Annotated in this window: 21 protein-coding genes, 2 tRNA genes and 3 pseudogenes; 10 read left to right on the top strand and 16 right to left on the bottom strand. The window is 71.7% G+C overall.

Annotated elements, in window-relative coordinates; all coding sequences use genetic code 11:
• Positions 1-468: 468 nt before the first annotated feature.
• On the bottom strand, positions 469-1260 hold the full coding sequence (locus P1P70_RS15400) for a VOC family protein (protein ID WP_319237506.1): 792 nt from the start codon (positions 1258-1260) through the stop codon (positions 469-471).
• A gap of 309 nt (positions 1261-1569) precedes the next feature.
• Here P1P70_RS15400 and P1P70_RS15405 point away from each other — a divergent pair, with 309 nt between their 5' ends.
• From P1P70_RS15405 to P1P70_RS15420, 4 genes are all read left to right on the top strand, one after another.
• Positions 1570-1818 (top strand): WhiB family transcriptional regulator, encoded by a 249-nt coding sequence (locus P1P70_RS15405; protein WP_302184970.1) that lies wholly within the window; start codon positions 1570-1572, stop codon positions 1816-1818.
• Positions 1819-1937: 119 nt separating this feature from the next.
• Positions 1938-2009: transfer RNA gene (locus P1P70_RS15410), tRNA-Gly, on the top strand.
• 114 nt (positions 2010-2123) lie between these two features.
• The gene (locus P1P70_RS15415) at positions 2124-3482 is read left to right on the top strand and encodes an SDR family oxidoreductase (RefSeq protein ID WP_319237507.1); all 1359 of its coding nucleotides are present in this window, start codon (positions 2124-2126) and stop codon (positions 3480-3482) included.
• Between the two features lie 32 nt (positions 3483-3514).
• Positions 3515-3590, top strand: a tRNA-Trp gene (locus P1P70_RS15420).
• An 88-nt stretch (positions 3591-3678) separates the two neighbouring features.
• On the opposite strand, the gene P1P70_RS15425 is transcribed toward P1P70_RS15420, so the two are convergent.
• Together P1P70_RS15425 and ddaH are read right to left on the bottom strand one after the other, a co-directional pair.
• Positions 3679-4656 carry an acyl-ACP desaturase gene (locus tag P1P70_RS15425; protein ID WP_319237508.1) on the bottom strand — a complete coding sequence of 326 codons (978 nt, stop codon included), beginning with the start codon at positions 4654-4656 and terminating at the stop codon, positions 3679-3681.
• A 224-nt stretch (positions 4657-4880) separates the two neighbouring features.
• The gene (gene ddaH / locus P1P70_RS15430; RefSeq protein WP_319237509.1) at positions 4881-5657 is read right to left on the bottom strand and encodes a dimethylargininase; all 777 of its coding nucleotides are present in this window, start codon (positions 5655-5657) and stop codon (positions 4881-4883) included.
• A 383-nt stretch (positions 5658-6040) separates the two neighbouring features.
• Between ddaH and P1P70_RS15435 the strand changes: the two are divergent.
• Positions 6041-6403: pseudogene (locus P1P70_RS15435) on the top strand (oligo-1,6-glucosidase); the annotation flags it as partial.
• A gap of 38 nt (positions 6404-6441) precedes the next feature.
• Here the strand turns inward: P1P70_RS15435 and P1P70_RS15440 are convergent.
• Positions 6442-8226 (bottom strand): sulfatase, encoded by a 1785-nt coding sequence (locus P1P70_RS15440; RefSeq protein WP_319237511.1) that lies wholly within the window; start codon positions 8224-8226, stop codon positions 6442-6444.
• A gap of 388 nt (positions 8227-8614) precedes the next feature.
• Between P1P70_RS15440 and rho the strand changes: the two genes are divergently transcribed.
• Together rho and P1P70_RS15450 are read left to right on the top strand one after the other, a co-directional pair.
• A complete protein-coding gene (gene rho, locus P1P70_RS15445) occupies positions 8615-9757 on the top strand; it encodes a transcription termination factor Rho (RefSeq protein WP_319237512.1) in 1143 nt (380 codons plus the stop codon).
• 80 nt (positions 9758-9837) lie between these two features.
• Positions 9838-11064, top strand: a complete 1227-nt coding sequence (locus tag P1P70_RS15450) for a D-alanyl-D-alanine carboxypeptidase family protein (protein ID WP_319237514.1) — start codon at positions 9838-9840, stop codon at positions 11062-11064.
• A gap of 275 nt (positions 11065-11339) precedes the next feature.
• Here the strand turns inward: P1P70_RS15450 and P1P70_RS15455 are convergent.
• The 7 genes and pseudogenes from P1P70_RS15455 to P1P70_RS15485 form a co-directional block, all read right to left on the bottom strand.
• Positions 11340-12197: pseudogene (locus P1P70_RS15455) on the bottom strand (glycosyltransferase family 87 protein); the annotation flags it as partial.
• On the bottom strand, positions 12194-13579 hold the full coding sequence (gene mptB, locus P1P70_RS15460) for a polyprenol phosphomannose-dependent alpha 1,6 mannosyltransferase MptB (RefSeq protein ID WP_319237539.1): 1386 nt from the start codon (positions 13577-13579) through the stop codon (positions 12194-12196). The gene mptB and the pseudogene P1P70_RS15455, both read right to left, overlap by 4 nt.
• A gap of 147 nt (positions 13580-13726) precedes the next feature.
• Positions 13727-14647, bottom strand: coding sequence for a glutaminase (locus tag P1P70_RS15465; RefSeq protein WP_319237515.1), 921 nt, complete (start codon positions 14645-14647; stop codon positions 13727-13729).
• Positions 14647-16059 (bottom strand): aspartate ammonia-lyase, encoded by a 1413-nt coding sequence (gene aspA / locus P1P70_RS15470; RefSeq protein WP_319237517.1) that lies wholly within the window; start codon positions 16057-16059, stop codon positions 14647-14649. Before aspA ends, P1P70_RS15465 begins: the two co-directional genes overlap by 1 nt.
• A gap of 302 nt (positions 16060-16361) precedes the next feature.
• A complete protein-coding gene (locus P1P70_RS15475) occupies positions 16362-17411 on the bottom strand; it encodes an asparaginase (protein WP_413471476.1) in 1050 nt (349 codons plus the stop codon).
• Positions 17412-17422: 11 nt separating this feature from the next.
• Positions 17423-18868, bottom strand: coding sequence for an amino acid permease (locus tag P1P70_RS15480; RefSeq protein ID WP_319237521.1), 1446 nt, complete (start codon positions 18866-18868; stop codon positions 17423-17425).
• Entirely contained in the window at positions 18865-19596 is a 732-nt protein-coding gene (locus P1P70_RS15485) for a FadR/GntR family transcriptional regulator (protein WP_319237524.1), read from the bottom strand. The genes P1P70_RS15480 and P1P70_RS15485 overlap by 4 nt, the downstream gene beginning before the upstream one ends.
• Here P1P70_RS15485 and P1P70_RS15490 point away from each other — a divergent pair.
• Both P1P70_RS15490 and P1P70_RS15495 read left to right on the top strand, forming a co-directional pair.
• A pseudogene (locus tag P1P70_RS15490) lies at positions 19541-19993 on the top strand (hypothetical protein); the annotation flags it as partial. The gene P1P70_RS15485 and the pseudogene P1P70_RS15490 sit on opposite strands and share 56 nt — an antisense overlap.
• A 188-nt stretch (positions 19994-20181) precedes the next feature.
• Positions 20182-20628 (top strand): hypothetical protein, encoded by a 447-nt coding sequence (locus P1P70_RS15495; protein WP_319237542.1) that lies wholly within the window; start codon positions 20182-20184, stop codon positions 20626-20628.
• Positions 20629-20673: 45 nt separating this feature from the next.
• Here P1P70_RS15495 and P1P70_RS15500 read toward each other — a convergent pair whose 3' ends face one another.
• The gene (locus P1P70_RS15500) at positions 20674-22218 is read right to left on the bottom strand and encodes an isocitrate lyase/phosphoenolpyruvate mutase family protein (protein WP_319237526.1); all 1545 of its coding nucleotides are present in this window, start codon (positions 22216-22218) and stop codon (positions 20674-20676) included.
• Between the two features lie 65 nt (positions 22219-22283).
• Here P1P70_RS15500 and P1P70_RS15505 point away from each other — a divergent pair, with 65 nt between their 5' ends.
• Positions 22284-22958, top strand: a complete 675-nt coding sequence (locus tag P1P70_RS15505; protein WP_319237529.1) for a winged helix-turn-helix domain-containing protein — start codon at positions 22284-22286, stop codon at positions 22956-22958.
• Positions 22959-22995: 37 nt separating this feature from the next.
• Here the strand turns inward: P1P70_RS15505 and P1P70_RS45780 are convergent, their stop codons facing one another.
• From P1P70_RS45780 to crcB (P1P70_RS15520), 4 genes are all read right to left on the bottom strand, one after another.
• Positions 22996-23241, bottom strand: coding sequence for a helix-turn-helix domain-containing protein (locus tag P1P70_RS45780; RefSeq protein ID WP_413471477.1), 246 nt, complete (start codon positions 23239-23241; stop codon positions 22996-22998).
• Between the two features lie 178 nt (positions 23242-23419).
• On the bottom strand, positions 23420-24253 hold the full coding sequence (locus tag P1P70_RS15510; protein WP_319237531.1) for an undecaprenyl-diphosphate phosphatase: 834 nt from the start codon (positions 24251-24253) through the stop codon (positions 23420-23422).
• Positions 24254-24379: 126 nt separating this feature from the next.
• Complete coding sequence (gene crcB, locus P1P70_RS15515) at positions 24380-24754, bottom strand: fluoride efflux transporter CrcB (RefSeq protein WP_319237533.1); 375 nt, start codon at positions 24752-24754, stop codon at positions 24380-24382.
• A partial coding sequence (gene crcB, locus P1P70_RS15520; RefSeq protein WP_319237535.1) for a fluoride efflux transporter CrcB occupies positions 24751-25218 on the bottom strand: 468 nt, incomplete at its 5' end. The genes crcB (P1P70_RS15515) and crcB (P1P70_RS15520), both read right to left, overlap by 4 nt.

Consider the following 25218-nt stretch of genomic DNA (forward strand, 5'->3'; position numbering starts at 1 on the left):
GACCGGGCCCGGCAACGAGGCGTTTTGCAGGGCGAGTTCGCAGGTGGCGGGCGCGGCGTGGGCGGGCGGGCCGAGGGCGCCCCGACGGCGGTGGCGCCGACGGCGGCGGCGGTCATGGACAGGAACGTACGGCGGGAGATCACGATGGCCTCCTGGGACGTGGGGGAGTGGAGGCACAGCGGACGGGGCCCCTGCTGTGGTTCCCCCACTGTTCCCAGGGGAGGTTGAGCCGTCAAGACTTATGACTGAGAGCGCTCTCAAGAACATGGATGGGTTCATGAACTGACGACAAGTCGAACGACGTTCGGCCTCGGCTGGTGAGGCCTGGACCCCGGCTCTGACGCTGCGCCCCGGCTGGTGAGGCGGCGCCCCGGCCCTGAAGCTGAGCCCCAGCCAGCGAGGGCGGCGGCCCCGGCCCTGAAGCGGAGCCCCAGCCAGCGAGGCGGCGGCCCCAGCCGCTGCGGCGCCCTAACCCTGCGGCTGCTCGCTCCTGATCACCGCGAACCGTGCCCCGTACGGGTCGGTGAGCTTGGCGAAACGCCCCGCGCCCGGGAGGTCGGTGGCGGGCAGCCGGACACCGCCACCGCGCTCCAGCGCCCTGCTCACCGCGGCGTCCGTGTCCGGCACCTCGAAGTACGGCAGCCAGTACGGCCCGGACCCCGCCTCGCTCGGGTCCTCGTCGAGCGGCACGATGCCGGCGAACATCGACCCGGGCTCGGTGCCCGCCGGGTTCACGCAGGTGTAGCTGCTGCCGGCGATGTCGATGGCGGAGGTCTCCCAGCCGAACACGGAGTTGAAGAACCCGGCCGCCGCGGGCAGGTCCGGTGTGTACAGCTCCAGCCAGCACAGCGCGCCCGGGTCCATGACGACGTCGAGCCCGGTGATGCGGGCGGGCTGCCACACGCCGAAGGGCACAGCCGCCCGGTCCGCGAGGATCGCCATCCGGCCCTCGTCCGCCACATCCATGGGCCGCAGCAGCACGGAGCCGTGGGCCTGCTCGACCGCCTCGGCCGTGGCATCGGCGTCCGGCGTCCGGAAATAGATGTTCCAGGACGGCGGTCCCTGCTCCGGGGGATTCTGCATACCTGCCGCGGCGGTGCGGCCGTCGAGCTGGAAGAAGCCGTAGCCGCCCATCCCGGGGCCTGCTGACTCGAACTGCCAGCCGAAGAGGTGGTGATAGAAGGAGGCGGCGCCTTCGATGTCGGGGGTGCCGAGGTCGATCCAGTTCGGGGCGCCGTCGACATGGCGGGTGCTGAGCATGGCTGCGCTCCTCTGCGGAGGTCGAGGGGCCGGTTGCCCGTACTGCCGAGTCTGGCACCGCGCACGCGCGCCCGCCCGCGCATCGGCGGGACGCGATGCGCCGTGCATCCGCCAGGCAGGCAGGGTGGCAGCCATGGAGGCCCGCAAGCCCGCAGGCCCGCAGGCCCGCAAGCCCGCAGGCCCGCAGGTCCGTCGGTCTGCAGTTCCCAGACTCCCGGCGTCCCGACGTCCCGGCGTCCCGGCGTCCCGGCGTGTCGCGTTGATGTCGCGTTGATCGAACGTTTTTCGGTGCCCGGCACGCTGCTGGGCATGCACAACGACACGATCACCCCGATCGACCGTGCCTGGCAGGAGCGGGCGCTGTGTGCGCAGACGGGGGCAGACTTCTTCTTTCCCGAGCCCGGCAGCTCGGTGCGTGAGGCGAAGCGCATCTGCGGTATGTGCGAGATGCGTACCGCGTGTCTCGAGTACGCGCTGTCCAACGACGAACGGTTCGGCGTCTGGGGCGGACTCTCCGAGAAGGAGAGACTGCGACTCCGGCGCACCGAGAACGGCTGACGGGCCGGTGTCGAATGCGCCGCGGCGCCTGGCCGACGGGCCGACGGGGTCACCTCCGGGCCGGCGCGAAAATCGGTGGGCCCCGGCCGAGGCGGGCCCATAGGATCCGGGGGCGCGGTCCGGACGTAGCGCAGAGGCAGTCGCACCGCCTTGCCAGGGCGGAAACGCCGGTTCGAATCCGGTCGTCCGGACCGCGCTTCACGGCGGCGCACCGCGCCCGACGCACGGCGCCGCGCTGCTTCGGAGGCCGCGTGGGCCGAGGGGACAGCCGCGACACGGCACGGGACACGCGGGGCGGGGCACGCATGAGCGACGACGACGGCACGAGCGTCGACGGCGGTATCACCGAGGACGAACTGGCGGCCTTCCACCGTACGGTCGGCCGACTGAGGGCGCTGCCCGTGGACGACCCCGTGCGGCTACGGGCCGAGCGGGTCGCCGCGTCCTTCGCACGCGACGGTTGGAAGCGTCGCCGTAAGGCACGCGGCGCCGAGAAGTCCGCCAACGACGCCGCCGTGATGGCCGCGACCGCCACCGGCGCCCTGGACCGGCGCGAGGACGCCCCGCTGTCGGAACGAGCGGCGGGCGGCGGGGGAGTTCTCCTGAAGTCGCGGCACTGCTATGTCTGCAAGGCGTCCTATCGACAGGTCGACTCCTTCTACCACCGGCTGTGCCCGGACTGCGCCGCCGACAACACCGCCCGCCGCGCCCTCGGCACCGATCTGAGCGGGCGCCGCGTGCTGCTCACCGGCGGCCGTGTGAAGATCGGCTTCCAGCTGGCCCTGATGATGCTGCGCGACGGCGCCGAACTGCTCGTCACCAGCCGCTTCCCGCACGACACCGTGCGCCGCTTCCGGGCCGAGCCGGGCAGCGCGAAGTGGCTCGACCGGCTGACCGTCATAGCCGTCGACCTGCGGGACCCGCGCCAAGTGCTGGGCCTGTGCGAGCAGTTGAGGCAGGAGGGCGAGCCGCTCGACATCCTGGTCAACAACGCGGCCCAGACCGTGCGGCGGCCGCCGGAGTCGTACGCGCTGCTGGCCGCAGGGGAGTACGACGCGCTGCCCGAAGGGGCGCGGCAGGCACCGGGGTTCACCCCGATGCGGATGCTGGGGGCTGGCGCCGCCACCCTGCCCGTCGTGCTGCGCGAGGCCGACGAGGCCGGACTGCTGCCCGACCCCGCCCCGGAGAACTCCTGGTCGGCGCGGCTGGGCGAACTCGACCCGGCGGAGGTCCTGGAGACCCAGCTGGTCAACTCCCTGGCCCCGGCGCTCCTCTGCGACCGCCTGCTGCCGCTGCTGCTCGCCGCTCCACGCCCCCGCCGCTACGTGGTCAACGTGACCGCCGTCGAGGGCCGTTTCGCCGTACGGAACAAGACGGCCGGGCATCCGCACACCAACATGGCCAAGGCCGCCCTCAACATGCTCACCCGCACCAGCGCCGCCGAACTCGCGGAGCAGGGCGTCCACATGTGCGCCGTCGACACCGGCTGGATCACCGACGAGAACCCCGCCCCCAAGAAGAACCGCATGGCCGGTGCCGGCTTCCGCACCCCGCTCGACATCGTCGACGGCGCGGCCCGCGTCTACGACCCGATCGTGCGCGGCGAGGCGGGCGACCCGGTGTCGGGAGTCTTCCTCAAGGACTACCGGGAGGCGGAGTGGTGAGGTGAGGGGAGCGACTAGGCTCCCCTCCAAGGGCGGGGCCGTAGCGCAGAGGCAGACGCGCCGGTCTCCAAAACCGGAACACGCTGGTTCGAATCCAGCCGCCCCGCCCCCTGCGCCGCACGGCCACCCGGCTCAGGTACTCCGCGCCTCCGGGCCTCCGGGCCTCCTGCGGTGCGCGGCCGTCAGGCCGCGGCCGTCAGGCCCCGGCCCGCGCCGCCATCCGTGCCTTGCGCGCCGCCAGCTTCTCGTCGAACTTGCGGGCCTCCGCGTCGAGTCCCCCCATGTAGAGGCCGAGCTCCTCCTGCGCCTTCATGCCCTCGGGGCCGAGGCCGTCGATCTCCATGATCTTCAGGAAGCGGATGACGGGCGCCAGGACGTCGTCGTGGTGGATACGCATGTTGTAGACCTCGCCGATGGCCATCTGCGCGGCGGCCCGCTCGAAGCCGGGCATACCGTGGCCGGGCATCCGGAAGTCGACCACGACGTCCCGGACCGCCTGCATGGTGAGGTCGGGGGCGAACTCGAACGCGGCCTTCAGCAGGTTCCGGTAGAAGATCATGTGCAGGTTCTCGTCGGTCGCGATGCGCGCCAGCATGCGGTCGCACACGGGGTCACCGGAGTGGTGGCCGGTGTTGCGGTGCGAGACGCGGGTGGCGAGCTCCTGGAAGGCGACGTATGCGACCGTGTGCAGCATCGAGTGCCGGTTGTCCGACTCGAAGCCCTCGCCCATGTGGGCCATCCGGAACTGCTCCAGCTTGTCCGGGTCCACCGCGCGCGAGGCGAGAAGGTAGTCGCGCATCACGATGCCGTGCCGGCCCTCCTCCGCGGTCCAGCGGTGCACCCAGGTGCCCCAGGCGCCGTCCCGGCCGAAGAGGGTGGCGATCTCGTGGTGGTAGCTGGGCAGGTTGTCCTCGGTCAGCAGGTTCACCACGAGGGCGATCCGGCCCACCTCGGAGACCTTCGACTGTCCCTTCTCCCAGGCCTCGCCGTCCTCGAAGAAACCGGGGAAGTTGCGGCCGTCGCTCCAGGGCACGTACTCGTGCGGCATCCAGTCCTTGGTGACCTTCAGGTGCCGGTTGAGTTCCTTCTCGACGACTTCCTCCAGTGCGTACAGCAGCCGCGCGTCGGTCCATTCGCCGGACGGGCTGCCGAGGTGGGGAGAAGTGATCGACACAGAGGCTCCAGGGGGACGTACAGGGAACGGGACGTTCGGTGCTGCCGCGGGCGGGCGACCTGAACCTACGGCATCGTAGGCTACGAAGCCGTAGGTTACGATGCCGTAGGTTAAGTGTGCTGTAAAGACCCCTGATCAGCGGGGTCCCCCGTGCCGTCGGCGGGCACGCCGAAGGCCCCGTGGACCCGCAGGTCCCGGCGCCGAAGGGGCGAAGCGATCACCCGTCAGGCGTACAGGCCGCGCAGGCGCACCGAGAGGCATGTCACACAGCCCTCGAGCTTCTCGAACTCACTGATGTCGACCACGACGGGCTCGTAACCGAGGTCGGAGTACAGCTCGGCGGTCTTCGGTGCGCTCGCGGCCATCAGCAGCTTGTCGCCGCCGAGGAGCACCACGTGTGCCCCCGCCTCCTCCGGCACCGGCAGGAAGCGGCCGAACAGCGACGGGGTGTCCATCTTCGGGATGTGCCCGACGACCGTGCCGTCGGGCAGCGCCGTGACCGCCGACTTCAGATGCAGCACCTTGCTCACCGGGGCGGAGACCACCCGCGCCCCGAGCGGCTCGAACGCGGCCCGCAACTGCTGGACGCCGGCCGCGTTGGTGCGCCCGCCCCGGCCCACGAACACGGTGTCGCCGACCTTCAGGACGTCGCCGCCCTCCAGCGTGCCCGGCTCCCAGACCCAGTTCACCGAGCAGCCGAGCGCGGCCACGGCCTCCTCGATCCCCTCGGTCTCGGCCCGCCGGGACTCGGCGCCGGGGCGCGCGATCAGCGCCACGTTCCTGTACATGACGACGGTGTCCTCGACGAACACCGAGTCCGGGCAGTCGTCGGCCGGCTCCACCTCGATCGTCTCCCAGCCGTGGTCGCGCAGCGCTTCGCCGTACGCCTCCCACTGCTCGACCGCGAGGTCGACGTCCACCTCCGTGCGTTCGACGTGCGTGACGAGGCCTTCGGCCAGGCGGGGGCTCGGGCGGCGGACGAGGGCCTTCTTGCTGGGCACGTGGTGACTCCGAATCGAACGACGGTTTTCCGGCGCCCGTGGAGCGACGCCGGTCCGCCATCATGCAGTCCCGGCCCACCAGGACAAAACCATTCCTGAAGACTGAGCAGGAGTGAGCCTGGCCAGGTGGGTACGGCCAGTGGCGACGGGGAGGCCCCGAACCACGTCTCCGGTGGAGCGGGGGCCCCGCACGCCGATGCCATATCCGGTGTCCCAGATCGCGCGAGCACGTCAACCCGGACGGCCAAGGACGCCGCAAGCCAGGAACCCGACCATCACACGATCGAGTAAAGCGGCCTTATGGGCGCTCCTGGGCGAGCAGTGCCAACCCCCGCGGGCAGGCTGTGGCCCTCCTGAGATGCTCGGCGGCAGCCACGTGCCCGGCCACCGCCCCCGCCGACCGCCTCTACCTCCCCCTCGACCCCTCCCCCGACCGCCCGACCGTCGCCGCCCAGCGCGCCGACACCACCTCGCTCCTCCACCTCGTCCACCGCCTGATCGCCCTGCGCCGCCGGACCCCAGAACTGGGCTCCGGCGGCTCGGTGGAGGTGCTGCACGCGGGCTGTCCGTTCGTGTACGTGCGGGGCGGACGGTACCTGGTGGTGGTCAACCCCCGGCGGAACGCGGCCGGTTGGTCGTACGAGCGCGCAGTCCGTGACCCCCTGGAGGGGCGGGGCGTGGAGATCGCGGACGGCACGATCACCGCGCAGGGCTTCGGGTACGGGATCTTCGAGCTCGACTGCTAGCCGGTCGCGGCACGGCTGCCCACGCCGACGCCTCGGTGCTATGGCGCGGGCGAGCCGGCCGTCGTCGGCTCCTCGCCGTACGCCGTCAGGAAACGGTCGCGGAAGGTGTCCATGCGCCAGACCGGAGCGTCGTCGCCGGGGCGCAGGCCGTCGGACCAGCCCCAGTCGGCGATCCGGTCGAGGACCGTCGGGTCGTGCGCCACGACGGTGACCGGTACGTCGTGGCTCGCGCCGTTGCCGCTGACGCTCGCCATGGGCTGGTGGTCGCCGAGGAAGACCAGGACGGTGTTCTCGTCGCCGTACTTCTCGACGTACCGCAGGAGGCTGTGCAGCGAGTACTGGACGGACTTGCCGTACTCCTCCTTCACCTTGACGGGGTCGGTGAACACGTCCGCGGGGTCCTTGCCGGCCTTCTCGATGTCCCGGTAGACGGAGCCGTCGCCGACCTCGTCCCAGCCGACCATCTCCGGCAGCGGGGCCCAGGGCTGGTGGCTGGAGGTCAGGATGATCTCCGACATCAGCGGCTTGTCGCGCTTCTTGGCGGCTTCCAGGCGCTCGAACGCGGAGAGGGCGTACTGGTCGGGCATGGTGGACCAGCTGAACTTGGGCCCCCGGTAGCCGAGATCGCGGGAGTCGTAGACCTTGTCGAGGCCGTAGAAGTCGCCTTCCGGCCAGTTCTTCTGCACTCCGGGCACGATGCCGACCGTCCGCCAGGCGCCGCTCTTGCGGAACGCGCCGGGCAGCGTGAGGCGTTCACCGGCGGTGACGGTGCGGTAGCGGCTCTGGTTGTCGATCCACAGGCCCGTGAGGAACGTGGAGTGGCCGAGCCAGCTGCTGCCGCCGTACGTCGCTGAGGTCAACCAGCCGCTCTTCGCCGCGAACCCGGCCTCGGTCAGGGCCTTGCCCTCCTCGTCGAGGGCCGCGTTCACGCCCGGTGCGATGGCCGGGTCCTCCAGGGCCGCGCGGCCGTAGCTCTCGATGAAGGTGATCATGACGTCCTTGCCGCGCAGTCCGGTCAGCAGCCGGTCGGCCGGGACATCGGCGAACTTGTCCTTCTTGGCCTCCTGGGCGAACGCGGCCTCGTCCCGCAGGGTCTCCTGGACCCGGCCCCAGCGGTCCTGCACGAAACCGATGGTGTTCCTGGAGGCGACCGCCGTGTTCTCGATCGGCGTCAGGCCGAGCGCCGCACAGGTGATCCACACGGTCCCGGCGACGATCGTGCCCCGGGTCGCCCGGTCCCGGTCCCGGACGAGGAGATCGACGAGGCGGACCACGGCCAGTGCCAGGACGGCGAACAGCAGCAGCACCAGGACCACGAGGCCGACCACCGTGGCCGTCGCGCCCGTCGGGCCGAGCGTGTCCTGGACGTACGACTCGGCGTCGTCCAGCAGGCCCCAGTCGAGGACGATGTTGAATCCCCGGCCGAGGAACTGGTTGAAGCCGATGTCGAGTGCCTTCACGACCACCAGCGCGGCCAGGCCGAAGCCGACGACGACCGCCGCGACCAGCCTCGGCCGCCGGGGCAGCACCAGCATCAGGGCGGCGGCGAGGATCGGCTCCACGGGTATGCGCAGGAACTGCCGCGCCTCGAAGTACTCGGCCTTGCCCGGCATCAGCAGTGCGAAGAGGACCAGGGCGGCGGCCAGCGCCGTGACACCCCACGACACGCTCCGCGCCGCGACGGGGTACCTCGTCCGGAACGCCGTCCGGTAACCGCGCCATCGGCGGACGGGGTCGACGGTCTTCGCCGGTGTCTCATCGACCGACGGCTTGCTCGCCTCGTCCGTGTCGGGTGATGGGCTGGAGCGCGTGAAGAGCGACACGCGACGTTCCTTCCGTGCGAAGACCGCTGGCGGTGCGCCCATCTGTACGGGGGTTCCGCGAGATCGGTTCAACGAGCACGGGTAAGCCATCGGTAAGGAACTCCCCACAGCAGACCGCCGACAGTGGTACGCTCAAAGTGGCACGTGTGTATCGCCCTTCTCGGCTCCGGTGCCGCTCCCTCTCGGATCCGCAGATCTCGCGGGTCCTGAGATCTCTCTCGCCGAACCGCCCGTCGCTTCTCGACCGGCCGTCGGCTCACCGCACCAACCCGTGACGCACGGGCCGCTTGTCGACACGCGGCCGTGCACGGCTCGGCCGTACTCCGGGTGTGCGCCTTCCCCTCCCCTTCCCATGCGTCTCCCTCACGTCCTCGAAAGGACCCCCCGCATGACCACCACCACACTCGAACACACTTCCACCGATGCTCGGCCTCCGGTCCGGGTCACCGGCGTCCTGGAGACCACGCAGAGCGGGCCGGGCCGGCTGCGCGTCGAGGGCTGCCTGCCCACGCCCGCCGACCCACAGGTCCCCGCCGCGCTGATCCGCCGGTACGGCCTGCGCAAGGGCGACACCGTCGAGGGCGTACGCGACGCCCGGCGCGTCCTCACCGAGGTCGAGCGGATCAACGGCCGTACGCCCCAAGAGCTGCGCTCCCGGCCGCACTTCCACGACCTCACCCCGCTGCACCCGCGCGAGCGGCTGCGGCTCGAACACCCGGCGAGCGGCCTGACGGGCCGTCTGGTCGACCTCGTCGCCCCCGTGGGCAAGGGGCAGCGCGGACTGATCGTGGCCCCGCCCAAGACCGGCAAGACCGTCCTGCTGCAGCAGGTGGCCGCCGCGATCGCCGCCAACCACCCCGAGGCCCGCCTGATGGTGGTCCTGCTCGACGAACGGCCCGAGGAGGTGACCGACATGCGGCGCTCCGTACGGGGCGAGGTGTACGCCTCGACGTTCGACCGGTCCCCCAAGGAGCACATCGCGCTCGCCGAACTCGTCGTGGAGCGCGCCAAGCGGCTCGTGGAGCAGGGTGAGGACGTGGTGATCCTCCTGGACTCCCTGACCCGGCTGTGCCGGGCGCACAACAACGCGGCCGCGTCCGGTGGCCGCACGCTCAGCGGTGGCGTCGACGCCGCCGCCCTGCACGGCCCCAAGCGGCTCTTCGGTGCCGCCCGGCTGACCGAGGAGGCCGGCTCCCTCACCATCCTGGCCACCGCCCTGGTGGACACCGGCTCCCGCGCCGACGGCTTCTTCTTCGAGGAGCTCAAGGGCACCGGCAACATGGAACTCCGCCTGGACCGCGCCCTCGCCGACCGGCGGGTCTTCCCGGCCGTGGACATCACCCCCTCCGGCACCCGGCGCGAGGAACTCCTGTTGACGACCGGCGAGTTGACGACCGTACGCGGTCTGCGGCGGGCCCTGCGGTCGCACGAGGGGCAGCCGAACCTGGAGACGTTGTTGGAGCGGATGCGCGCCACGCCGGACAACGCGGCCTTCCTGCGGCAGGTGCGGCCCACGCTGCCGGCGGCATGACATGCGGCATCCGGGTGCTCGATCCGTGCTCTCGGCCCGGGCATCGCGGACTGGGGCACGCCCCTTCCTACGTTTTCGGTATGACCATCGGATTCTCATCCCGCGCTTCCCGTGTCGCTCGCGCATCCCGGGGCGCCCGAGCTCCCCGTGCGGCCCGCATCGCCGTGTGCTGCACCGCCGTCTGCGCGCTCGGGGCCCTGGCCGTCGTGACCGACCTCGAAGCCGTCGACCCCCGGCCGGAGACGGGCACGCAGGACGCCAAGGCCGCGCAGGGGTCACCGTCCCTGTACGGGCAGGGGACACAGGTACGGCCCCGGGCGGGGGCGCCCGAGGTGCCGCAGGACGTGTCCGCGGTGTCGTGGCTGGTGGCCGACGCCGACAGCGGCGCGGTGCTCGCCGCGCACGACGCGCACCGCAAGCTGCCGCCCGCGAGCACGCTGAAGGCCCTGTTCGCGCTCACCGTGCTGCCGGGCCTCCCGGCGGGCCTGAGACACACGGTGAAGAGCGAGGAACTGGCGGGCATCGGCGCGGGGAGCAGCCTGGTCGGCGTCAAGGAGAACCGCACGTACACCGTCGCCGACCTGTGGCGCGGGGTCTTCCTCAGCTCGGGCAACGACGCCGTACGCGTCCTGGCCCACCTCAACGGCGGCTGGAAGGCGACCGCCCAGCAGATGCGGGACAAGGCCCGCGCCCTGGGAGCCCGCGACACCCATGTCGTCTCCCCCGACGGCTACGACGCGCCCGGCCAGGTGTCGTCCGCCTACGACCTGGCGGTGTTCGGGCGGGCGGGGCTGCGCAACGCGGAGTTCGCCGGGTACTGCGCCACGGCCAGCGCGAAGTTCCCGGCGGACGGCTGGTCGTTCGGCATCCAGAACACCAACCGGCTGCTCACCGGCGCCGGAGTCGAACGCTATCCGGGGCTGATCGGCGTCAAGAACGGCTACACCACCAACGCGGGCAACACGCTGATCGCCGCCGCGAAACGGGGCGGGCGCACCCTCGTGGTGACGGTGATGCGCCCCGAGTCGGGCGGCGGCTTCGCCGTCTACGAGGAGGCGCGCTCCCTGCTCGACTGGGGGTTCGCCGCCGCCGGACGGGTCGACGCCGTGGGCTCGCTCGTTCCACCGCGCCCGGCGGCCGCGCCTCAGGCCGACCCCGGGTCCCTGCCGGCGGTCCGCGCGGAGGCGGCCGAGGTGACCGTTCCCGACTGGCCGGTGGTGGGCGCGATCACGGGCGCGGCCGGCGTGGGCGCGGCGGCCGTGGCCCTCGCCCTGCGGCTCAGGTTCGGCCGGTCCGCGCGGGGCTGACCGACCGGCAGCCACAGCAGCAGACCGAGCGTGATCCACACATAGGTGTTGGAGCCGACGAAGCCGCCGACGCCCGACGCGTCGTCGAACCACAGCCAGACGACGCTGCTGCACAGCACCGCGTACAGCACCGCAGTGAGCGGCAGCAGCCGACGGTGCCTGAGCAGGACGGCGAAGGCCGGCAGCAGCCACACCAGATGGTGCACCCAGGTGATCGGGCTGACCAGACAGCCGGTCAGCCCGGTGAGGGCGAAGGCGGTGATCCAGTCGTCGGCGCGGACCGCTGCCCGGGTCCGCCACGCCCACACGCACACCACCACGAGCACCAGCGCCGCCCATACGACGCGGCTCGGTTCGTGCGGGGCGACGAGCCGGGCCAGGACGCCCTGCAACGACTGGTTGGAGACGTAGTCGAGGCGGCCGAAACGGCTGGTGTCCCACAGTGCCTCGGTCCAGTAGAAGTGGGAGGCGGCCGGGGCGATCCAGGCCGCCGCCGCGGTGGCGGCCACGGCGACGGCCGTCGCGAGGCCGGCGGCCCGCCACCGCCGGGCGAGCAGCAGCAGTCCGATGAAGATCGCGGGTGTCAGCTTGACCGCGGCGGCCAGACCGATGCCGACGCCCGCCCAGCGGTCCCGGCCCGTGGCCAGCAGCCGGGCGTCGGCGAGGACCAGGGCCAGCAGCAGGAGGTTCACCTGCCCGAAGCTGAAGGTGTCCCGCAGCGGTTCGAACAGCGCGAGCGCGCAGAGGGCGAGGGAGACAGCGAACCAGCCGTGGCGCCGCAGCTCCGGCCCGGCCAGTACGGACAGGACGGCCGCGAGTGCCGCCAGGTTCAGCCCCAGGCACAGCACGATCGCGGTGCCCAGGCCGACCAGCGCCATCGGCGACATGACGACGGCCGCGAACGGCGGATAGGTGAAGCCGTAGGTCGTGCCCGGCACCAGGTAGTCGTAGACGCGGCCGTCGCCGTGGACCCAGGTGTCGATCGTGCCGTGGTAGACGCCCAGGTCGAAGAAGTCACGCAGCAGCGGGACGGTGGCGGTGAAGACGGTGACGGCGACGGCCGCACCGAGGACGAGGAGCACGCGGGCCCGGTCGGTGCGTGGCCGGAGCCGTGTGCGGCGCGGTTCGCTCATGCCGTGCGCTCCAGCGCCGGCACCCGGGAGGCCTGTTCGGCCTGCCACAGCACGACCACCGCGAGCACTCCCCCGCACACCGCGAGGACGATCTGCTCGGTGTCCGCCGGGTTCCCGCTCGGCAGGACGGCCAGCGCGAGCACCGCGCTGGCGACCGCGACCCGCCGCTGCACGCGCACGCTCCGCGCGGCGGCGGCGATGAGGAACAGGCTCCACAGCGCGTACCAGGGGCGGATCGCCGGGCTCAGCGCGGCGAGCGTGAGGAGGCTGAGGCCGAGCGCGTACACCGGGCCAGGTCGCCGCCGGAACCAAATGTGGAGGACGACGGCGATCGTCAGCAGCAGCCCGGCGGCACGCCACGCCGGGAGGGCGAGGGGCGCCAGGTCGCTGCCGAGGCCGTGCAGCAGGGTGCCGGTGGCGCGGCCCAGGACGGTGGTGGGCGACCAGTTCTCCGGGGACACGGGGGTGCGCAGCGCGGCGATCCAGCCGTATCCCGTGCCGGTCAGGGCGGTCGCGGCGGTCGTGGTGACGGCGGCGACCGCCAGGGTCCCCGCCGCCGTCCGGACCAGTCCCGTACGGCCGCGCATCACGACCACCGCCACCAGCCCGAGCGCGGCGGGTGCCTTCACCAGCGCGGCGAGCGTCACCAGGACGACGCCCACGAGGTACCAGCGGCCCCGCGCGAGCACCAGCCCGACGCCCAGCAGCCCCAGCATCATCGCGTCGTTGTGGGCCCCGGCCACCAGGTGCAGGAGGACGAGCGGGTTGAGCGCGCCGAGCCAGAGGGCGACCGCCGGGTCGGTTCCGCTGTGCCGGGCGAGGCGGGGCAGTGCCACGGCCATCAGCGCCACGCCGAGCAGCGCGATCAGACGCATCCCGATGAGCCCGGCCGGGATCCGGCCGTCGGTCAGACCGGACAGCCCGGAGGCCAGGGCGAGGAAGACCGGGCCGTACGGGGTCGCGCTGTGCCGCCACATCGGGGCGACCTCGTCGGCGAGCGGTCCGCCGAGCCGGGCGGGCCCGTGCAGATAGACGTCCAGGTGCGCGTCGACCATGGCGCCCTGGGCGAGGTAGCTGTAGACGTCCCGGCTGAACAGCGGGGGCGCGAGCAGCAGGGGTGCCGCCCAGACGGCGAGAACGACCAGCAGAGCGCGGGGAGTCGGTGGTTCCGGCCCCCGTATCACCTTGCCGAGCAGTGCCCAGGCGGCGATCAGCAGGACGACGCCGAAGTAGACGCCTACGAGCCCCGCGCCACGCCCCGAGGTCGGCGAGAGCGACTCCCGCACGGGCAGGGCTCCGGCGGTCTCACCTCCGAGGGCGAGGACGGCGGATCCGGCCAGGCCGAGTGCCTGGCAGCGGCGCAGGTCGACGGGAAAGGCGATGGCCAACACTCGGTCAGGCTGTCGACGCCGGGTGGCGCGGAAGCGACGTCGCGCCTTCCGGGCGGGTACCGGGACGTGACGATGAGCGAACCCGCCGCCCCGGCCGACGGACGCGGTACCGGGGCGGTAGGTCCTGTGCGGGAGGGGTCAGAAGATCGACAGCCCCGTCAGGGTGGTGAACCGGTCCAGGGCCGCCACTCCGGCCACCGAGTTGCCCCGCTCGTCGAGCCCCGGGCTCCACACACAGAGCGTGCAACGGCCGGGCACGACCGCGATGATGCCGCCGCCCACCCCGCTCTTGCCGGGCAGGCCCACGCGGTACGCGAAGTCACCGGCCGCGTCGTACGTGCCGCAGGTGAGCATCACCGCGTTGATCTGTTTCGCCTGGCTGCGGGTCAGCAGGCGGGTGCCGTCGGCGCGGACGCCGTGCCGGGCCAGGAAGGTGGTGGCGAGGGCGAGATCGGCGCAGGAGGCAGTGAGGGAGCACTGGCGGAAGTACTGGTCGAGGAGGGACGGTACGGGGTTGTCGATGTTGCCGTAGGACGCCATGAAGTGGGCGAGGGCGGCGTTGCGGTCGCCGTGGGCGGACTCGGAGGCGGCGATCTGCGGGTCGAAGTCGAGGTCGGGGTTGCCGCTCTCCTCCCGGAGGAAGGACAGCAGCGTGCCCGCCGCGTCGCCGGTGCGGGTGTGCAGGCGGTCGGTGACGACGAGGGCGCCCGCGTTGATGAACGGGTTGCGCGGGATGCCGTTCTCGTACTCCAGCTGCACCAGGGAGTTGAAGGGATTGCCGGAGGGCTCGCGGCCCACGTGCTCCCAGAGGGCGTCACCCTCGCGCGCCAGGTCGAGCGCGAGGGTGAAGACCTTGGTGATGGACTGCGTGGAGAACGGCTCGCGCCAGTCCCCCACGCCGTACACCGTGCCGTCCGGCTCCGCGACGGCCATGCCGAAGCTGCGCGGGTCGCGGGCCGCGAGCGCCGGGATGTAGTCGGCGGGCCGGCCCCGGCCCGGGGTCCGCTCGATCTCCTCGGCGATGCGTTCCAGGATCGGCCGGAAGGCGGGGTAACCCATCAGGCCGGCGGGACGCCGCTGCCCGCGAGCACCTCGGGCCGCAGCAGTTCCCGGAGTCGTTCGGCGGGCAACAGGCCCTTCTCCTGGACGAGTTCGGCCACGCCCCGGCCGGTGGCGAGGGCCTCCTTGGCGATGTCGGTGGCGGCCGTGTACCCGATGTGCGGGTTGAGGGCGGTGACCAGGCCGATGGAGTTCTCCACGGCGGCGCGCAGGTCGTCCTCGTTGGCGGTGATGCCGTCGACGCAGCGCTCGGCGAGGGTGAGGCAGGCCGCGCGGAGGTGGGTGAGGGACTCCGAGAGGGAGTGCAGGATGACCGGTTCGAAGGCGTTGAGCTGGAGCTGTCCGGCCTCGGCGGCCATGGTGATGGTGACGTCGTTGCCGATGACCTCGAAGGCGACCTGGTTGACGACCTCGGGGATCACCGGGTTGACCTTTCCGGGCATGATCGACGAACCGGCCTGCACCGGCGGCAGGTTGATCTCGTTGAGGCCCGCGCGCGGACCGGAGGACAGCAGCCGCAGATCGTTGCAGCTCTTCGACAGCTTGACGGCGATGCGCTTGAGGACGCCCGACATCTGCACGAACGCGCCGCAGTCCTGCGTGGCCTCGACCAGGTTGGCGGCGGTGACCAGCGGCAGTCCGGTGATGTCGGCGAGGTGGCGGCGGGCCGACTCGGCGTAGCCGGCGGGTGCGTTGAGGCCGGTGCCGATGGCGGTGGCGCCGAGGTTGATCTCGTGGATCAGCTCGACGGCCTCGGCGAGACGGCTGCGGTCCTCGTCGATCATGACGGCGAACGCGGAGAACTCCTGGCCGAGCGTCATGGGGACCGCGTCCTGGAGCTGGGTGCGACCCATCTTGAGCACCTGCCGGAACTCGACGGCCTTGCGGGCGAAGGAGTCCTGGAGGACGGCCATCGCCTGGAGCAGTCCGCGCACCGCGAAGACCGTGGCGATCTTGACGGCGGTCGGGTAGACGTCGTTGGTGGACTGACCGAGGTTGACGTCCTCGTTGGGGTGCAGGTGCGCGTACTCGCCCTTGGCGTGGCCCAGCAGCTCCAGCGCCCGGTTGGCGATCACCTCGTTGGCGTTCATGTTGGTGGAGGTGCCGGCGCCGCCCTGGATCACGTCGACGACGAACTGGTCGTGCAGCTTGCCGTCGCGGATCTCCCGGCAGGCCTCGATGATCGCGGCGGCCTTCTCCGGGGTCAGCAGGCCGAGTTCCTCGTTGGCGCGGGCGGCGGCCTCCTTGACGGCGGCCAGGGCGTCGACCAGGTGGGGGTAGGCGGAGATGGGGGTGCCCGTGATGGGGAAGTTCTCCGTGGCGCGCAGGGTGTGGACGCCCCAGTAGGCGTCGGCGGGGACGTCACGGTCTCCGAGCAGATCGTGTTCGCTGCGGGTCGCTGCGGCGGTCATGGTGGTACGGGTCCTCTTCTTTGAGGCGGGTGCGGGTGGCCGTCCTCGCCGGGCGCGGCCCTGGTGGGGCCGCGCCGTCGGAAGACGGTTCGAAGGGAGACGTGATCTCGGGGGTCAGGGGTTCACATGTCCGCGGGATCCGTGGGCCCGGAATCCGTGGGCCCGGGATCCGTGGGCCCGGGATCCGTGGGCCCGGAATCCGTGGGCCCGGAATCCGTGGGCCCGGGATCCGTGGGCCCGGTCCGTGGGCCCGGGATCCGTGGGCCTGCCCGGGGGCGGCGGCCCGGGCCCGCGAGCGGTTCTCAGCCGTCCGTGGTCTCCGCGAGCGGGTCGAGCGCCCGGGCCGGCCGGATGTGTCCGACTACGTGGCCGCCACCGAGCAGCGGGGCGCCCGCGAAGGCGGCGAGGGCAGCCGGGTCGACGCCCGCGCGGGCCAGGGCCGCGGCGGTGACGGGAACCCGGGCCCGGTTCGCACCGTCGGCGATCTTCACGGCCACGGCGCGGCCGTCGGGCAGCGCGGCCACCTGCACGCCCTCGAAGCCGTCCTTGGTGAGCAGTCCGGGCACGGCCCGCATCAGCTCGGCGACGTCGCGTCCGGCGCCGGAGGCCATCTCGGCGTGGTCGCGCACGGCGTCGGCGACGGTGCGTTCGGGAGTGCCCTCGGCGGCGGTGGTGATCCGGGCGAGGGCGCGGGCGAGACCGTGCAGGGAGACGGAGAACAGGGGCGCGCCGCAGCCGTCGACGGTGACGCGGGCGATGGCCTGCCCGGTGAGGTCCTCGACGATCTCGGCGATGGCCTGCTGGAGGGGGTGGGCAGGGTCGAGGTAGTCGTCCAGGGACCAGCCGTTGAGCGTGCAGGTGTAGAGCATGGCCGCGTGCTTGCCGGAGCAGTTCTGCGCGAGACGGGAGGGCTGCCTCCCCTCGCGTATCCACGCGTCCCGGACGGCCGGGTCGTACGGCATGTCGGTGACGTTGCGCAGATCGCCCTCGGTGGCGCCGGCCAGCTCCAGGATCCGCCGGGCTCCGGCGAGGTGGCGTTCCTCGCCGGAGTGGCTGGCGGCGGTCAGCGACAGCAGTTCGCCGTCCAGGGGGAGTCCGGCGCGCAGCATCGCCACGGCCTGGACCGGCTTGAGCGCCGACCGGGGGTAGAACGCCGCCTCGATGTCGCCGAGTTGGAGTTCCACCTCCCCGTCGGCACCCAGTACCACGACGGAGCCGTGGTGGATGCCCTCGATGACACCTCCGCGTACGAGGTGGGCGACGGGGGCGTGCAGCGGTTCCCGGATCGCGGGGGCCGCGGCCACCGGAGCGGCTGGGGTCGCCGCGGCTCCGGTGGTCGTGGGGTCGTACATCACTGCCTGCATCACTTCTTCACTCCGGCCGGCTGCCGGCCGACCCGGCGGCGGACGCCGAACCAGCCGAGCACCAGCGCCAACACGATGAGGGGGAGGCACAGCACGGTCGTGCGGCCGACACCGCCGTCCAGGTACATCAGGACCAGTACCGAGGCCAGGAAGAACAGGGTGACCAGCTCGGTCCAGGGGGAGCCCGGCAGTTGGTAGCTCGGGCGGGTCAGCTCGCCGCGCTCGGTCTTCTGCCAGAACAGCAGGTGGCAGATCATGATCATGCCCCAGGTGGCGATGATGCCGATGGCGGCGAAGTTGAGCACGATCTCGAACGCCTCGGCGGGGACCACGAAGTTCAGGCCGACACCCAGCACACAGATTCCGCTGGTGAGCAGGATGCCGCCGTACGGGACCTGGCTGCGGCTCATCACGCCGGTGAACTTCGGGGCGGAGCCCGCGACGGCCATCGAGCGCAGGATGCGGCCGGTGGAGTACAGACCCGAGTTGAGCGACGACATGGCCGCGGTGAGCACGACCAGGTTCATGATGCCGCCGGCGGCCGGGACGCCGATGTTGGAGAGCACGGTGACGAAGGGGCTCTCGCCGGCCTTGTACGAGGACCAGGGCAGCAGCATCGACAGCAGGATCACGGAGCCGACGTAGAACAGGCCGACCCGCCACATGATCGAGTTGATCGCCTTCGGCATGATCTTCTCGGGGTTCTCGGTCTCTCCGGCCGCGACTCCGACCAGTTCGACGGAGGCGTAGGCGAAGACGACGCCCTGGATGATCAGCAGCATCGGCAGGATGCCGTTGGGGAAGAGGCCGCCGTTGTCGGTGATCAGGGCCGGGCCTGGGGTGTGGCCGTCCACGGGCTGCTGGGTGACGAGCAGCCAGATGCCGATGCACATGAAGAGGACGAGCGCGCCGACCTTGATGATCGCGAACCAGAACTCCAGTTCACCGAACATCTTCACGGAGATCAGGTTCACGGAGAGGACGACCGCGAGGGCGACCAGGGCGATCACCCACTGCGGCACGTCGGAGAACATGCCCCAGTAGTGGGTGTAGACGGCGACGGCGGTGATGTCGGCGATCCCGGTGGTGGCCCAGTTCAGGAAGTACATCCAGCCGGCCGTGTACGCGCCCTTCTCCCCCATGAACTCCCGGGCGTAGGACACGAACGCGCCGGACGAGGGCCGGTAGAGGACCAGTTCGCCGAGGGCGCGTACGACGAGGAAGGCGAAGATGCCGCAGACCGCGTACGCGATGAACAGGGACGGGCCGGCGTCGACGAGACGGCCGCCGGCGCCGAGGAAGAGCCCGGTGCCGATCGCGCCGCCGATGGCGATCATGTTGACGTGGCGGGACTTCAGGGACTTGCTGTAGCCGGCGTCTCCGGCGTCGACGTGGGCGGAATTCCCGCCGGTTACGACGTCTTTTTCGAGGGACTGCTCGCTCACGCCTCGGGTCCGCCTTCCGTGGAACTGTCCGTGCGCGGGGAACGCACGATGTCGGTGAGGGTGGTCTCGACGCGGTCGAGGTGGTGGGACATGGCCTCCACCGCGTCGTGTTCGGAACCGTCGATCAGCGCCTCGACGATGGCCCGGTGCTCGCGGTTGGACTGCTCGCGCCGGCCGCCCAGCTCGTTGAGGAAGGCCGACTGGCGGGCCAGCGCGTCCCTGATCTCCTCGATCACCCGGCGGAACACCGGGTTCTGGGCGGCCTCGGCCACGGCCAGATGGAAGAGGGTGTCCATCGCGACCCAGGCGGTGGTGTCGGTCTCCCGCTCCATCCGGTCCAGCAGGTGGGCCAGATGGTCGAGGTTCTCCGGGGTGCGGCGCACCGCCGCGTACCCGGCGACCGGGATCTCCACGTGCCGGCGCACTTCCAGCAGGTCGCTCGCCGCGTAGTCGCCGAAGGTGGGGTCCTCGACGGCGTTCGCGATGACGAAGGTGCCCTTGCCGGTGCGGGACTGGGTCAGTCCCATCACCTGGAGGGCGCGCAGGGCCTCGCGCAGGACCGGACGGCTCACTTCGAGCTGTCGGCAGAGCTCCGCCTCCGAGGGGAGTTTCTCCCCGACGACGTACTTGCCGCGCTCGATGGCGTCGCGGAGGTGGGTGAGCACCGCTTCCATGGCGCTGACGCGCCGGGGTGCCGAGCCACCTGTCTGGCTGTCTGACAGGTTCACGGGGGTGATCCTGCGGGTGACCGGAGGGGGCTGTCAAGGGGACCCGTATTCGATCTTCCGGGTGTTCGTGTCCTACCGGACGGCCGGTGTGCCGTGTGACGGCCGCGCGCGGAGGGCCGCGTCGGCCCCGGCGTCCCAGCGCAGACACCAGCCGCAAAGCAGGTCGCGGGTAGCCGGACAAGCACCGTTTCCCCGCCCTGGGCGTCGCCGTTGGTCTGATCGAGCGATCGAGGCCAAAGGGGCGGGCGGGCGGCAAGAGTGGTCGCCAGAGGAGCTGTTGGCGAACTGGACGCTGGTGGACGGCGACTGGGACCTGGTGGCTGACACGAGCGGGACGACCCGGCTCGGCTTCAGCCTCTTGCTGAAGTTCTTCGAGCCGGAAGGCCGGTTCCCCGATGTGCCGGAAGGGGTCCCGTCGGCCGCGGTGGAGTACGTCGCCGATCTGGTGAAGGTCCCGGTCACGACGTCGCGAAGTACCTGCTGGTCGGCCGGACTGCCGAGTACCACCGCAAGCAGATCCGTGAGGCCCTGGGATCTCGGCTCTCGAGCGTCGCGGACGAGAAGGCGCTGGCCGAATGGCTGGCCGTGGAGGTCTGTCCGGTCGAACTGGTGGAGGACCGGCAGCGCGAGGCCCTGCTGGTCGAGTGCCGGGCCCGGAGGATCGAGCCGCCGGGCCGTGTCCGGGCTGAGAAGGTGCTCGTCGCGGCGCGCGGTAAGTGGGAGAGGACGTTCTGCGCCCGCACGATCGGCCGCCTCGGCGAGGCGGGCACGGCCCGGCTGCTGTCCCTGGCGGCCGAGGACAACGAAGCGGGGACCGCGCTGCTGGCCGCGTTCAAACGCGACCCAGGCCGGTCGGCCTGGACTCCCTGCTGCCGAGATCACCAAGCTCAACGACGTGCGCAGGCTCGGGCTGCCCGACGGGCTGTGCACGGACGACTCGGGAAGCTGGTGGCCGCCTGGCGGGCACGGGCCATCAAGATGTACCCCTCGGACAGAAGACGCTGCGCGAGCTGCACATGGCTGGACGCCTGAAACACCCACATGAACCGATCCGGAGCCGTGAGCGACGACTTCATGTCAGTTTCCGGAGTCGGCTGCGCGGAGTACCGAAGTCGCCTGCACCTCCGCGTAGGAGGGGGCGCTGAGGTCCGTCGGTCGGCCGTCGCGGATGTCGGTCGCGGTGGTTACGGCCGCCGCCAGGGCTCTGCGGTAGAGCAGTGAGCCGAGGCTGATCCTGCGCACACCCAACGCGGCCAGCTCGGTGAGGTTCGGTCCGGTCGGCGCGTACAGGATGTTCAGCGGCACGACGAGGGTTGCTGTCAGTGCGGCGATCTGCTCACGGTCCGACAGACCCGGCACGAACACCCCATCGGCCCCGGCCTGTTCGTAGACGGCGAGGCGCTCTGCGGTCTCCTCCTCCTGGTGTCCGAGCCAGTGGGTGTCGGTGCGGGCGTTCACGAACAGTCCGGGTACGGCGGCTTTGACGGCCGCGATCTTCGCGGCGTGCAGGTCGACGGAGGAAAGGATGCCACCTGGGCGGCCGTCTTCGAGGTTGATGCCCGCGGCGCCGGCGTCATGCAGCCTTCGGGCGAGCTTGGCCACTTCCTGCGGGTCGTCGCTGAAGCCTCCTTCGGCATCGACGGTGAACAGGAAGATGCCCTGTCCGAGGTGGCGGGCCAGCGCCACGGTCGCCTCCGCGGTGGCGGCTGCCCCGTCCGGCAGGCCAAGGGCCGCGGCCACGCCCAGGCTGGTGGTGCCGATCGCGTCGAAGCCCTGGGCCGCCAGGGCGGCGGCGGAAGCATAGTCCCAGGCGTTGGGCAGCAGCAGCGGGGTGGCCCGGTGGTGCAGGTGCGCAAATGGGGTCAGCGGGCGCTGGAGCAGGCCGTCGGCCAGGGCGAGAGCGTGCGCCCTGCCGGGGCAGACCCGGGGCGGTGCGCCGAAAGTGAGTGGCACGGGATGCGTGCGCTGCGCGGCTGCCAGATCCAGGAGGACCACATCGCCCTCGGCGATGTCCCGTCCGGCGACGCGGGTGGCGCGGACGGCGACGCGGCGCATGGTTCGCACCGGAGGAGTCTCCCGGAGCACCCGTGCCAGCGGCGCGTCACCGTCGGCTGCGGCCTCGACCAGCGCCGCCGTCGCCGCGCACGCCTGCACCAGCAGCCCGATGCGGTTGGCGACGACCTCCAAGGCGGCCCCGTCCGCGTTCTCTGACACCAACTGCGTCACCAGTCGGGTCACGGCCTCGTCCGCGGCCGGGTCCTCACCCCCGAAGTAGGCCTCGGCCACGACGTTCACCGCCTTCGCGGCCACGGTGGGTTCGGGCATCCCCAGGGCCTCGGCGAGGGCCTGGACCACCCGCACCCGGATCTCGCCCTCGGTGCCGGCCGTCACTGCCTGCCGCAGCGTGGCGGGCTGCAGCCGGGCGAGTTCGGCCTCCACGATGGCTCTGCGCCGTCGATGTGTTTCACCGGAGCTGAACCGGACCACGGCGGCCCGCAGCCACGCCATGCTCGCCCCCACGGGACCGCCGTCCGCCTCCGGTGGCTCCGGGACCAGGGCCGGGTCGGCAAGGGCCGTCCGCACATCGGCATAGCGGTCGAATTCATGCGTCGGGTGGGTCATGGCCCTGACGCTAGGTGCGGAACAGTTCGGCGCTGCCCGAACCATCCCTGCGCCATCATGAGGGCATGCCTTCACTCGCCGAGACCGCCGGCCTGTTCGCCGACCGCACCAGGGCGATCTTCTGTCAGGCGCTGCTGGACGGACGTGCCTGGACGGCGGGCGAGCTCGCCCGGCATGCAGAGGTGCGGCCGTCCACAGCAAGCGAGCAGCTTTCCCGCCTCATTCAGGGCGGGGTGCTGACCGAGGAGCGCCAGGGCCGGCACCGCTATGTTCGACTGGCGGGCCCGGAGGCGGCCGCCCTCGTCGAGGCCCTGGCCTCGTACACCCCGGATACTCCCCGTCCGCGGAATCTGCGCGAATCGGTGCGTCTCAGCGCCGAAGCCCGTGCCCGCACCTGCTACGACCATCTGGCGGGGCAGTTGGGCGTGGCCCTGGCAGACGCCATGGTCGCCCGAGGGCTGGTCGCTGCCGACTCCGGGGTCGCCGTCACCGCGGCAGGCCGGACTTGGCTGGCCGACGCTCTGGGATACGAGCAGCCCCCAGGCGCCCGACGCCCCTTGGTACGGAACTGCCTGGACTGGACGGAGCGTCGACCGCATCTCGCCGGAGCGCTGGGCGCGGCCTTGTGCGCCACGGCGTTGCGTCGACAGTGGGTACAGCGGGTCGGATCCGGACGCGCGGTAAAGGTGACACCGCCGGGTGCCGAGGCGTTCCGTAACCTGCTGGGTGTAGTGGTCTAGCCACGGCAACGGGGTCCGGTCCTGGCCGGGCAGAGCGCTACACCTGCAGGTACCGATGCAGGGACGTCTTGGGGATACCGGTTTTCGCCGCGATCTGTCCGAGGCTGCTGCCCTGGACCTTGCGGAGCTTGGCGTACTTGATCTTGTCTTCGGGTGGGCGACGGGGCGTCCGATGTGGCGGCCGGCGGCTTCGGCGACGGCGCGGGCATGGGCGGCGCGTTCGGCGGTGAGGGTGCGTTCCATTTGGCGAAGAGGGGCCGGCACCCTCGCCCGCCACCGTCATGCGGATGCGGCGGGAGCACGACGAACAGGGCGCCACGGCGGCGAGCACGTGATCATCCGGCTGGTTTGCGGCTGGTGTCGATCCTGCTGGCTTATTCCGTGCCCGGCGGGGCTGACGGCTCGTTGGGCACGGAATAAGCCAGCAGGATCGGTGTCTGAGCTAAGACTCCAGGGCCACGTCAGCTGAGGCCACCGGCAGCGAGCAGCCCGAACAGCAGGACGCCCACGACGATCCGGTAGGACACGAACACCTGGAAGGAGTGCCTGGTCACGAACTTCAGCAGCCAGGCGATCGAGGCGTACGCGACCGCGAACGACACGGTGGTTCCGGCGATCAGCGGGGCCGCGCCGACCCCCGCGCCGAGGGCGTCCTTCAGCTCGTACAGGCCGGCGCCGGTGAGAGCGGGGATGCCGAGGAAGAAGGAGAGTCGGGTGGCGGCGACACGGTCGAGGTCGAGCAGTAGCGCGGTGGACATGGTGGCGCCCGAGCGGGAGAAACCGGGGAACAGCAGAGCGAGGATCTGCGAACCGCCGACCAGCATCGCGTCCCGGAACCGGGTGTCCCCCTCCGCGCGCCTGCGTCGGCCGACCTGTTCGGCGACCCACATCACGCCGCTGCCGACGATCAGGGAGCCCGCCACCACCCACAGCGAGGCGAGCGGCCCCTCGATCAGCGACCGGGCCACCAGCCCCACGACGACGATCGGGATCGTCGCGGCGATCACCCACCACGCGAACCGGTAGTCGCGCTCCTGCCGCTCCCCCGCGTCGAACAGCCCCCGGAACCAGGCGGACCCGATGCGCGCGATGTCGTGACGGAAGTACACGAGCACCGCGGCGATCGCGCCGACCTGGATGACCGCCGAGAACCCGACGACCGCCCTGTCGTCCACCTGGATCCCCATCAGCCCTTCGGTGATCTTCAGATGGCCGGTGGAGGACACCGGAAGGAACTCCGTCACCCCCTCCACCGCTCCGAGGACGACTGCCTGACCGACGCTGATGGTGCTCATGGGGTCCAGTTCTGCTTCGCGAGGGCATGACTGACGGGGGCACGGCTGAGGAGCGACCGCCACGGGTCACGGCGAGCGTGATCGCGCCGGGAGAGCAGTCGTACTACGGCCGGGTAAGGGCCGCGCTCAGGACCAGAGGGCCCGCGCCACCGCCAGCCCCACGTAGACCGCGCCCAGGCCCGCCGTCACGCTCGCGACCGCGTTGACGGCGGCGTGGAAGCGGTCGCCGGTCTGCGCCAGGCGCAGGGTCTCGTAGGAGAAGGTCGAGTAGGTGGTGAGCGCCCCGCACAGGCCGGTGCCGAGGAGAAGGTGCAGGTGGGAGCTGGCGGCGCCGGCCGCCACAGCACCGGTGAGGAACCCCAGGACGCCGGAGCCCGCGACGTTGACGGCGAAGGTGCCCCATGGGAAGGCCATGTCGTGGCGGGACTGCACCGCGCGGTCGGTGAGGTAGCGCAGGGGGGCGCCGACCATGCCGCCGACGACGACGAGCAACCAGTTCACGACGACCTCTTACCTTTCTCACGTGTCGAGGTGGGGGCGGGGCCGGTGCGCAGCAGGCGACGCGCCGTCGCCGTGGCGATCCCGACCGCCGTGAGGGCGGCGAGGAGGGTCGCGGCCAGGTAGGCGAGGGCGGTGGCGGGGCGGCCCTCCTCGATCAGGCGCTGGATGTCGACGGCGTACGTCGAGAAGGTGGTGAAACCGCCGAGGACTCCGGTGCCGAAGAAGGGGCGGACCAGGCGGTGGACCGTCCACGCCTCGGTGATGGCGACCATGAAGAGGCCGATCACGAAGCAGCCGACGACGTTCACCCAGAAGGTGGTCCAGGGGAAGCCCGTGGTGCCGGTGGGCCAGAGCAGTGCGGCGCCGTAGCGGGCCGCGGCCCCCATGCCCCCACCGACCGCCACGACCGCGACCACGGACGCCTGGCCGTGCCAGGGGGCGGGCCGGGGTGGATCGGCGACGGG

The sequence above is a fragment of the Streptomyces sp. MB09-02B genome, from assembly GCF_033794485.1.
In the GTDB taxonomy this organism is placed as follows: Bacteria; Actinomycetota; Actinomycetes; order Streptomycetales; family Streptomycetaceae; genus Streptomyces.

Excerpts from the sequence above, each read along its gene's own strand:
- P1P70_RS15500 (WP_319237526.1), bottom strand. The coding sequence starts at position 22,218 with ATGACCCACCCGACGCATGAATTCGACCGCTATGCCGATGTGCGGACG.
- rho (WP_319237512.1), top strand. The coding sequence starts at position 8,615 with ATGACCACCACCACACTCGAACACACTTCCACCGATGCTCGGCCTCCG.
- P1P70_RS15475 (WP_413471476.1), bottom strand. The coding sequence starts at position 17,411 with ATGTACGACCCCACGACCACCGGAGCCGCGGCGACCCCAGCCGCTCCG.
- P1P70_RS15465 (WP_319237515.1), bottom strand. The coding sequence starts at position 14,647 with ATGGGTTACCCCGCCTTCCGGCCGATCCTGGAACGCATCGCCGAGGAG.
- P1P70_RS15415 (WP_319237507.1), top strand. The coding sequence starts at position 2,124 with ATGAGCGACGACGACGGCACGAGCGTCGACGGCGGTATCACCGAGGAC.
- P1P70_RS15405 (WP_302184970.1), top strand. The coding sequence starts at position 1,570 with ATGCACAACGACACGATCACCCCGATCGACCGTGCCTGGCAGGAGCGG.
- P1P70_RS15400 (WP_319237506.1), bottom strand. The coding sequence starts at position 1,260 with ATGCTCAGCACCCGCCATGTCGACGGCGCCCCGAACTGGATCGACCTC.
- P1P70_RS15505 (WP_319237529.1), top strand. The coding sequence starts at position 22,284 with ATGCCTTCACTCGCCGAGACCGCCGGCCTGTTCGCCGACCGCACCAGG.
- P1P70_RS15450 (WP_319237514.1), top strand. The coding sequence starts at position 9,838 with ATGACCATCGGATTCTCATCCCGCGCTTCCCGTGTCGCTCGCGCATCC.
- P1P70_RS45780 (WP_413471477.1), bottom strand. The coding sequence starts at position 23,241 with ATGACGGTGGCGGGCGAGGGTGCCGGCCCCTCTTCGCCAAATGGAACG.
- aspA (WP_319237517.1), bottom strand. The coding sequence starts at position 16,059 with ATGACCGCCGCAGCGACCCGCAGCGAACACGATCTGCTCGGAGACCGT.
- P1P70_RS15510 (WP_319237531.1), bottom strand. The coding sequence starts at position 24,253 with ATGAGCACCATCAGCGTCGGTCAGGCAGTCGTCCTCGGAGCGGTGGAG.